Genomic DNA, 10,971 nt, shown 5'->3' on the forward strand with positions numbered 1-10,971 from the left:
AAAAAATGGCAATAAACTATCAAAAAAAACAAAAATAACTTATTTGAGAGTATTAACTAGCTTTTTTTCTTTTATAAGCGATAATAATGATGATTTGTTTGTTTTTTCCTTTGATATGAAGAAAATTAGATTTAGAACAGAAAAATCAGAAGAAAATTAAATTATCTTAATGAAAATGAAATTATAAGGCTAAATAATGTTTTAGAGAAAGAAAAAGCAAAAAAAGAAGTTTACAATAGTTTTAGAAAAAACTTATGCTTTATGGAGGACTTAGAATTTCTGAAGCTTTAAATGTAAAACTTTGTGATTTTGAAGAGGTTGATGATGAAATATTAAAAATATCCATAATAGGCAAGGGCGGTAAAGAACAATTTGCATTTATTAAAAAAGAAGAAGTAGATGATGAGCTTGAATATTTTAAAGAAAATATCCAAGATAGTGATTACATAATGCAAACTAGCACAGGAAAACATTTAAATAGAAGCAATGCTTTTTTGATTGTAAATAATATTTACGCTAAAGCTTTGATCAGCAAAAAAGGACTTCATTTGCTTAGACACACTTTAGCCATGAGATTAACAGCCAAAGGAACAAACCTTGTGGAATTCTAAGACATGCAAAACTAAATACTACTGCTATATATGCCAAAGCAACAAATGATACAATAAAAGCTGCGTTATTGAATAATTAATTTTTCTAAAATTGAGTATTTGCATAGACTTCAAGAAGAAGTCTATGTGTTTAAAATTGTTCTAATAAAAGTTTAGGTTCTCCGCCAAGTATTTTGATGAAATTTGCAATTCTTGATTGTATTATTTCTACGGAATACATACCTCCTAAACCGCCTAAAGCATAAAATAATTCTTCGAAAATGTCTTCTTTGTTAAATTCAAGTTCTTCTATGTCAATAAGATCAGGAGTTCGGCTACATTTTTGTAAATTTTGATATATTTTGACTAAAATCTTGATTTTTTGTAGATTACTTTCAGCCTCTAAATAAGAATTTAAGTGTATTATTAGGGTTTTTATGAGTTTTTCTCTATTTTCTTTATTTTCAAAAAACTCAAGAGGACTGTGATTTATAGTTAAAATAACCAAAAGAATATACTTGAAAAATTAATAATACAAAAAACATATACTTTTTAAAAAATAAAATTTTTCAAATATAGAAATTCAATAGAAGGAGAGAAGCTTAGTTAAAAGTTTGTTTGGTAAGCCAAAGGGAAAATTATAGCCCCCTTTAAAAAAGGGAAAACAAGTGTTAATAACACTTGACTATAATTATACAAAGTAGTATAATTATTACTATAATTTTGTTTAACATTCTGTATCACCTCCTTTTTGGGCGTGATTGAATGCTAAAGGGGTTGCCGCCCCTTTGGCATTAACCCTTATGCAATTATACCAAAAACAAACTCTTTAACTTCTTAAAACAGTCCATGAAAAGATTTTACTTGTTATTCTTTAGCACTTTGTTTTTTGCACCTTCATTTTTATTTGGTGCAAATATTGAAAATATAAAAAAATATAGAAATTCAATAGAAGGAGAGAAGCTTAGTTAAAAGTTTGTTTGATACCGCAGGTAACCCACTCCAGTTGCCCCAAAAATTGAGCTTGGTTAATATGTCTTGACTATAAATAAACAAAGCAGTATAATAACCACTAGAATGAGTTTTATGTACCTCCTTTCAGGGGTTTCACAATTTAGCCGTAGGGGGTCAGCCTGCGGCTTAAACCCTTAATGTAATTTACCAAACAAACTCTTTAACTTCTGAAACAATTTATGAAAGATTTTTGTATAAGTTTTAATATTTTATATGAAAATTTAGGTGTAAGCTATAAACAAGAAGCCTTTCGAGCTAGCTAAGAATACTTGGCTTTAGTTAGGAACCTCCTACTTCTAAGCGTTAGCGAAAGTAGGAGTAATTCACAGTTTTCATTGTTTTAAAATTTTTCTCTTCGTTATTAATAGATAATTTTGATATATCATATCTATCCCAAAAGATAAGCTCTAAAGGTCGTTGTAAAAAATGATAAGTTAAGCTTATAAAAATAATCAAAGCTATAAGCACACCACAAGGTATATAAAATCTTTTAAGTTTGTAGAAGGGTTTGTTCACGGATGCTCATATTTATTTAAATTAGCTTTTTCTAGCATTTTATTGTCCCAACCTTCTGGTAAATCTTTTATGCTTGGATAATAAGGGCGTAAAAGTTCTATATAAACTCCTTTCTGATAGGAAAGCTCAAAATAATACTTTCCTAAAGCAGAAGGGATAAGCTTTGCATCTCCGTGATAATTTCCATCAGAATAGACAAAATTAGGGCTATAAAAAGGGCTTCTAGGAGAAACATATGGGCTTTGTTGAATTGGTTGCACTCCTATTTCATCATAAGCAAAATAATCATATATGTTAAATTTAAAAATACCATTATTGCCAAAGCCATAATCATAATAATCATTAAAATAACCATTTTCTCCTTCAAATCCCATATCAAGCAATATTTTTTCATAACGCTTATTTATTTCTTCGTTTAAATTTTTATAATCTATTTTTGTGTCATCCATATAAGCTGCAGGATTAAAAAGAAGCTTGGTTTCATCTTGAAACAAACCGTAAGAAAGCTCTAATAAGAAATCTTTTAAGCTCCAAACCAAATCAGCATAAAAATACTCATCATCAAAAGTGATTAAATAATCTTCATCTTTTTTATTTTGTTTTGCTAAATAATCAAGCATAGCAAGCAATATTGGATTTTTTTTAATATAACTTTTATCTTTAAAATTATTAGCTTGTTCTTTTGTAAGAATGCCAACTTCTCCTAATTGATCATAAATTTCATCACTAAATACGAAAGGTTTTATGCCATGGTTTTTATTGATTGCATCAATATAATTTTTTATTATCATTGTGTTTTTACTATAAAGTTCTTTCACATAGGAAATGATTTGTTCTTGGCTTAAAATTTGAGTGTCTTTTTCTATTTTACATTGATACTCTAAATTATTTGGACTTTCAAAATAATAACCCCCATCCATACCATCATAAAATTTAGGTTTAATATAATTAGGATTTTTATTGGCAAGCCATAAGGGATTTTTTATCTTTTTAACTTCTTCTTCTAAATTTTCAAATTTAGCGGGTATGTATTTTGGGATGAGTTTGTTGCCTTTTTTATCAAAAACAATTTTACCAAGATATATGCCAAATTTTGGATTATAGTATTCAAGCTCATTCATATCATTAAATTTCCAAAAATATTGCTCGCTAGGACAAATATTATTATAACTTTTTATGTTTGTATTTATGGCTAAATAAATAGCATAAGGTTCTTTTCTGGTTTGTAAGAAATCTTTATGTTTTTCTACATCTGGTAAAGGTGGTGGAGTCATTATAATTTAATTTCCTTTCTGAAATAATATGCCACAATCCTAGAATCTAACTCACTTGGCTGAACATAGTATAAAGGACTTGGCAAGAGATCTAATTTGGGATTTAAAAATTTCCAACTTCCATAATATGTGCGATTTTTTAAACACTTCTTTGTTTCATCTTCATTATCATAAATCAAGCATTTTTTATCATAATTGTCAAAGATAGCATAATAACTTATTTCTATATAAAAATCTTTCATATTACAATAAATAAATTTTTCTATGCTATTTTCAGAATTATTTTTTATGCGGTAAATATAAAAGTGTCTAAATTCATGAATAATAGTATCAATAAAATTTAAAAAATTGATATTTAAATTTAAATTTAATATATGGGCAAATTTATTATAACTCCCTAAATTCAATCCGCTAGCATTGCTGCTAATTACAGGTAAAACTTTTTCATCTATCCCTAGTCTTTTAGCAAAGTCCTTTAAAAAATCTTCTATAATGTTGATATCAACAACTTCATTTTGAAGTTTTTTCTCAAAGCCCATTTTATAAATAGGGTTTTTAATATAAATATCTGAAGCAACTTTAACAAATTTCTCTCTTTCTTTTAAATACTTATCTCCATCACTTACACTTTTAATAAATTTTTCATTAGCTAAATCAAATCTATAATAAATATAAGCAATTTTTCCTGCAAGTTGGGGATAATTTTTAAAAAATTCATAATTATTTGTTTCTTTTGCTTTTTCTTTAAAACTTTGGCAAGCTTTTAAAAACTCTACAGCCTCAAGAACACTAAAAATACAATTTGTTTGAATTATATCACTATTAAAATCATTCCTTAGTTTGCTTTCTTTTACATCCTCATCCCTTCCAACTCCTACTCTAAAGCTCATATCTATAACTATATGAAAATCTTCTAAACTAGGTATAGCCTTTTTTTTATCATAAGCAAAGACTATGATGTAATATTTATAATCTTTTATATCTTTTATTGGTTCATTATCTCTACTTATAGGTAAATGAAATCCACAAATATTACCTTTAAAACTCGCTATAAATTTAAGATCTTTAGCCTCAATAGAACGACAATCAGCATCCAACAAATATCGCATTTTTTTCTCACTATTGCACTCTACATAACTCCAATTTAGCGTTTTATCGCTTTCTTTTTCTAATTGCAATTCTATATAAGTCCCTGGTGCAAAAGAAGCATTTAAATCAATATGGGAATTTTCATGAAATATTAGTGTTTTATTCATAAACTTTTCCTACAAATATAATTTTATTATCTATTTTTTCAGGGTAAGCCACTTTGAGTGAGATTATATTTTCCCCCTCACTCCGCACAAACTCAACCTGCTTACTTAAATCCTCTAATAACTGTGCTTGTGCCATACCTATGCTACCACTACTGCCAAACTCTCCCTTTTCATTGATGCTATAAAGATATAGATTATCTTTTATTATGCTTTGCTCTTTTTTATCTTTTTTGCTTGTTTTGTTTTCTTTTTCATTACTTTCTTTTATTTTTACTTCTTTAAAAGTTTTAGAACATTCTTTATTGGTATATAATCTTACACAACATTTTCCCCAAGTTTTTCCTATTTCAAAGGGATAATCTTTTAAAAAGCTAGGGTTAGTATCTTTAGCTATTTCATTAATCTTTAAATAATATTCTCCTTCAGGCAAAGTGCCAAATCTATCTTTAATACTTTCATCATCATAATAAAAATAAGCTTTTTTACCTTTACTTGTATCTTTTTCATCTTGGTAAAAATAATTTGCAATTTGCTTTTTACTTCTTTTTTCATTATCTGCCTTAGCAGTACCACTTCTTGCCATATAAGAATTAATTAATTCATTTCCTTTATAATGATAAAGATTAAATCCATCATAAACTAAATGATCTTTGGCCCTAAATTTAAGTATGAGTCCGATTTTATGTTCAGTATAATTATTAAATATCCTTTTAGCATTTTGTAAAGGAGTAGGAAAATAAGCTTCACTTTCATCAAGCTTTACTTTAAAGCTATAACAATCGCTAAAATACTTTTCTTTATCAAATCTTATCTTACCTTTTTCATCACTGCGTCTTTTTAGATTAACTACTCTTAAAGCTTCATCATGTTTAAAACCTTTGATAATGATTTTAGCATTAGCAATGGGTTTATTGTGTTCATCTTTTAAATATAAAGTGATAAAGCAAGGTTCTTTAGCACCGGATGAGGATTCATTTAAGGGTTCTTTTGAAATTTTGTTAAAACTTGTATTGTTGTAAGCAATTTCTTTTTTAAGCTCTTTGGGTTCTAGTTTAATATTTAAACTTTCTTCTAATAAAGAATAATTTTTAATCTTTGCATTATGATTGTTATATTTTATATTCAAATCCCCTAGAGAATTTAAATCCTCTTTATCGTATTTAAAATAATAAAGCAAATTTTCTTCTTTATCTTCAAATGAAAACTCATTATTTTCTTTTGCACCTAAAAGAAGTTTTTCGTAAAAAAATACCCTTGTATTAAATTCTTTAAATTTAATATTATATTCTTTTTCTATTCTTTTAATGTCAAGTAAAGATTCATTTTTAATAAACACATCACAATGATTATCATAAATATGGATTAAATTTGACATCGATGAAGCATTATTTAAAAAGATAATTTTTTTATTTTTGTCTTTATTTTCTAAGATGAAATGGTTTAGGTTTTTAGAGTGGGAAGATAAAAGATAAAAATCTTGTTCTTTTGTGCTACTTGTATTTTCTTTTGTATCACTTTCTTGATTTGAATTTTCATCTTGATTTAAATTTTTATTTATTTCTTTGTTTTTATTTTTATTTATTGTTTCGTCTTTACTATTTATTTCTTTATTTACAATCAAAGAATTAATATAAGTTTGATAAGCATTTTCTAAATCTTCAAATCCAAGTTTTTTAAATTCATCAATACTTTTATAAAGTTCTTTTCTTGTATTTAAATAAGTATCATTTAGTTTGTTTTTATGAGAGATAAAGATAGTATAAAAACTAGAGTTAAATTCTAATTCTTTTATTGTGTTTTCATCAAATAAAGCTTGCTTATCTTTATCATATAAAACATAATCTTCACAAAAATATAAAGCTTTTAATAGATAGGGTTTTGAATCGATGTTGATATTGTTGATATTTTCTAAAGATAGTTTTTGTATATAGGCTATTTTTAAATTATTGATTGCTTGTATAGATACAAGCTTATAATTATTATATTCTTGACTAAAATAATTAAGATTTTCTAAAAATATTTTATACTCATTGATATATTCTTTTTCATTTTGTATATTATTTAAATGCTTAAGACTTTGATTGAAAATATTATTATTATAAAAATTACAAGAAAAACTATCAAAATTAAATTCTTTTAACAAATTACTATTTTTATTATCTATAGAACATAAAGGAGTAAAGGAATTTTGTATGTTTTTGTAGTATGGGTAGAGAGAGTGGGCGGTGGATGTTGCTTTTCCTCCTAGAGAAGTTATGTTTATTATGAATAGTTTTTTTGTTTTGGTTATTTTTTTAATTGTTGTAAAAATTCCTGATGGTGCTAAATAATACAAAGGCCTTTCATTGACATCTTTTATTAAATATTCTAGTATAATATTTCTAGAAGTTTCATTTTTAATAATATCTTTTAAAAAGTCTAATTCTTCTAGTGTCTGCCTTTTATGAAAATCATCTAAAATAACACTTTTTTCTTGCCAATCTCTAAAACCTGAAATTCTAGCTAAAAAATCTCCAAAATCATAAAGTCCTATATAACAATCTACAATACCATCTTTAATATCCTTAAGATGTTCCATTAATCCTTTATTTGTCATTTTCTAGCCTTTTTAATTTGCAAAGAAGAAGTAAAATAATATTTATTAGTTTTCTACTAAAAAGAATGATTATTGATAAATAACATATCATTTCAAATAATCCATATTTTGAAAAATATCTACCTAAATATATGAAATTTAAAAATACAATTGGTGGAAAGAGTAATAAGTTTTCACAAAAAATACTATACACCCAATCTATAACTTTACTAGAAACTCCATATTTACTTTTGCAATTTTTACATTTTATTTCTAATTTGCCTGAGAATATATTCCAAATATTTTGCAATTTATTGATTTTTCCTTTACAAACTTCACATTCTTTATAAAGCGACATTTATCTTATCCTTTTACCATTTTCTACAATTTCTTGCCTTTTTCTTAAAGCTTCTTTTATATTTTCTTTAATATTAATAGTGGTATTGTTTTCATTTACATTCATCTAAAGCCTTTTGAATTTTATTTATTGTATCTTCTAGAAAAGGTGATATATCTTTACGATAATTTCTCAAATTTTCTTTTAATGTTTTGTCAAAAAGTTTTGAGCCATCTGGATCTAAGTTAATAAATATAGTATAATTTCTCTTTATTTGATTAAACATTAAGTTTCTATTTTCAAAAGAGCACAATTGATTATTGCGAAGTAAAAAAGAGCTCGGAATTGATATTTTTAAATAAATTGCTGCATTTTTATATTCTGTTCCCTTATCCAAATAACCTACACCCTCTAAGTAATCATAAAATTCTTCGTAATGTTTTATAAATTTAAATTCTTCTTCAAAAATTTGTCTTTTTAAATCTCTAGTTGATGCTCTTAAGTTTAGATATTTTTGTTTTTCATTTGAGTTTAAATCACTTATGAAATTAAGATAGCGAAAAAAAATTTGTTCACCACCAACTAAAAAGTAAAATGTATTAGCGTAATTTTGAAGAGAAGCTTGGTAATATTTATCTTCAAATCCAAATAATTTAGCTACCTTAAAATCAAAAATAGCCTTTTGCATTTTTTCATTTAAATCTTTAAAATCTTCTAGTTTAGGTTGATGGTCATCTATAATTTTAATCATGTCTTTAGGACTTGGGTTTAAAGTTATTTTTTCAAAATTTCTAAATTCTTGTTCTTTTTCAAAGCGATGATTTGTTTCCCAATAAATCGTATATAAAGGAGAATAAAGTAATCTTGCAAGCACAGCAAGTATTATGATAAATATAATACAAGGTATATAAAATTTTTTAAGTTTGTAGAAGGGTTTATTCATTGTTTATCCTTTATTACTCTGCTTTAAGTTCTCCACCTCTAACCACAAGTCCATTAGAGTCTATAGTTACTTCAACTCCACCTGCTTTAATGATAACACAATCAGGTTTTGCATTAATAATTGTTTCTCCTACCTGTATAGTCGCCTCGCTATCGGCTTTTAACTCATGAATAGTTTTTGCATAAGTTGTGATATTATCAGCTACCATGCTTGTATTTTTATCACTTTCAAATCCTATGGATTCATTACTTGTAAAAAGAATATTATCTTTGCTTTTATAATCCATCTCTTTCTCGCTTAACACTTGCATTTTATCACTGACATTAATATCATAATGCCCCTCAACCACTTCCTTTTTATTCCCCTTCACATTTCTTATCTCATCCTTATGGATAATAGTATTTTGATTAGCACCTATTTCTATATCTTTGTTTTCTCCTACAAACTCATGAGAGTTTTTAGCCACTCTTACTTTATTATCTACTCCTACATTTAAGGTATTGCTTAATCCTACTATGGTATCTTTAGATAAGCCTACATTAGTTAAGTATTCTCCTCCTACATTGACATTTTTAGCTAAGTCTATGGTTTGAGTATGAATCTTTTTAATCCTTTCATTATAAATTCCATCCACTATAGAATCTTTATCATTTAAGATTCTTTGAGTGAAATTATGCTGGACTAATTCATCATAATCCTTTTGGGCTTTTAAATAAATTTGTTCTTTATCTTTTATATTTGAGAGGGTAAGTTCATTATAACCTTCTTCATTAACACCTATGGTTTTAGAAGAAAGAGAAGTTTGGTGATCATTAAAAGGAAGATTTACTAAACTTGGATTAGCCCCATTATACAAACTTCCACTTACATAAGGTTTATCTATATCATCATCTAAAAAAGAAATAATCACTTCATCTCCTATTCTTGGAGTATGAAAAAAACCTGAATGATTACTTGCTATACTAGAAGCTACTCTTAAAAAAGGAGTGTGATGATAAGATTTATAAGTATTGCTTGATAAATTAGAAGAATTTGTATCTATATCATTTGCAATAAAAGTATCATTATCTAATTCTTCTTGATTAGCATAAAGATTAATCCTTACCTTAACCCTTCCATGCTCATCAGTATAAATAGTATTTCTCTCACTTTCTATATCCTTACTCTCTCCTATAACAATACCTTGAGTGCCATTAGGAGCTTTAGGTTTAGCTTTAAAACTTGGAGTAAAGATAATATTCTTTTTTAATAAAGTTAAAGTATTAGAATAAGATTTACTTAAATTTAAATCTTTTAAATTTAAATGATCATTAGTATTAATAGAATTAGCTAAGATGGCATCATCAATTAAGATTTGAGTATTAGCAATAATAATAAAGTCTTTAAGCAAAGAAGCTTTATCTTGTTTTTCTTCATCTTGATTTTTTATTTCTTCTTGATGATTAAACTCCTTATAATTTAAAGTGATAAAATCTCCTAAGCTAAGATGATAAATATTACTTTTTGCTAGTAAGCTTTCATTTAATACTAAGGCTCTTTTTTCTTTAAGAGAAGGCTTAGTCTTTAAATCAATGCTTTTTGTAAAAGAATATTCACTCTCATAAAAATGTTCATTATAATAAGCTTTGTTATTAAGTTCTTGTTCATAAGGAACTTTACTAGAGTGTAAAGATAAAAGATTTAAAGGAGTATTGGCATTAATACTAGAATGTGTAAAAGAATTAGTTCTTAAGCTTTGCTCTTTATAAATAGAAGAAATACAAGCTTGATTTAAAATATTATTAATATTAGGATTATACTCAATTTCTTTATTTTTTACATTTTTATACACATCACAAAAATAAATAGTGTTCTCATCTTCATAAAAAAAGATTCCATTATTATGGCTTAATCTTGTAATAAAGTCTAAATCACTTTCATTGTATTGAGAGATGAGTTCTTGTTCTTCATAATTAAAATGTATATTAGAATAATCAATTTCTTTATGTAAGATATCTTGATAAAAACCAAGGGTTTGTTTAATCACTTCTATAATATTAGTATGAGTATAAATACGATTGGCTTTATTTAAAGAAAGTCTTATCAAGACTGATTGAAGCTTAAAAGAAAAAAAATGCTTGTATTTTATTTGCTTAGTATTTGAAGTGCTATCATTAATATTTAAAGCACTTTCATGATTAATACCTAGATATTTTATATAAGTGATAATTCCCTTATAGTTTTTTACTTCATTGTTATCAAAGTTTAAGGTATTATTCTCATAAGGATTATGGATACTTAAAATAGCTTCTTGATCGATTAAAACATTAGGATGAAAATTAAAATCTTGACTTAGATTAAATAAGCTTTCATCTAAACTTTCAAAAAAACCTTCACATTCTATAGAAAAAAGTTCTTCAAGACTTTCTTTGATAATGGCTTTAGTGATTTTAAAGGGTAGGGGATTTGAAGTAGAATTTGATATAT

General features: G+C 25.9%; 6 protein-coding genes and 1 pseudogene. 1 reads left to right on the plus strand and 6 read right to left on the minus strand.

The features are described from left to right. Window positions 1-691, plus strand: a pseudogene (locus AJ885_RS10890) (tyrosine-type recombinase/integrase); the annotation flags it as partial. 50 nt (window positions 692-741) lie between these two features. On the opposite strand, the gene AJ885_RS03685 reads toward AJ885_RS10890, so the two are convergent. The 6 genes from AJ885_RS03685 to AJ885_RS03720 all read right to left on the minus strand — a co-directional run. Further along, a complete protein-coding gene (locus AJ885_RS03685) occupies window positions 742-1,083 on the minus strand; it encodes a hypothetical protein (protein WP_141081630.1) in 342 nt (113 codons plus the stop codon). A gap of 1,033 nt (window positions 1,084-2,116) precedes the next feature. After that, window positions 2,117-3,394, minus strand: a complete 1,278-nt coding sequence (locus AJ885_RS03690; protein ID WP_070280759.1) for a hypothetical protein — start codon at window positions 3,392-3,394, stop codon at window positions 2,117-2,119. Next, window positions 3,394-4,650 carry a hypothetical protein gene (locus AJ885_RS03695; protein ID WP_044779575.1) on the minus strand — a complete coding sequence of 419 codons (1,257 nt, stop codon included), beginning with the start codon at window positions 4,648-4,650 and terminating at the stop codon, window positions 3,394-3,396. The genes AJ885_RS03690 and AJ885_RS03695 overlap by 1 nt, the downstream gene beginning before the upstream one ends. After that, a complete protein-coding gene (locus AJ885_RS10625; RefSeq protein WP_250538296.1) occupies window positions 4,643-7,246 on the minus strand; it encodes a hypothetical protein in 2,604 nt (867 codons plus the stop codon). Before AJ885_RS10625 ends, AJ885_RS03695 begins: the two co-directional genes overlap by 8 nt. Before the next feature lie 428 nt (window positions 7,247-7,674). Further along, window positions 7,675-8,505, minus strand: a complete 831-nt coding sequence (locus AJ885_RS10450) for a hypothetical protein (RefSeq protein WP_243834146.1) — start codon at window positions 8,503-8,505, stop codon at window positions 7,675-7,677. Window positions 8,506-8,518: 13 nt separating this feature from the next. Next, a partial coding sequence (locus AJ885_RS03720) for a type VI secretion system Vgr family protein (protein WP_410002262.1) occupies window positions 8,519-10,971 on the minus strand: 2,453 nt, incomplete at its 5' end.

The sequence above is a fragment of the Campylobacter sp. BCW_6464 genome, from assembly GCF_001762775.1.
GTDB lineage: Bacteria > Campylobacterota > Campylobacteria > Campylobacterales > Campylobacteraceae > Campylobacter_D > Campylobacter_D jejuni.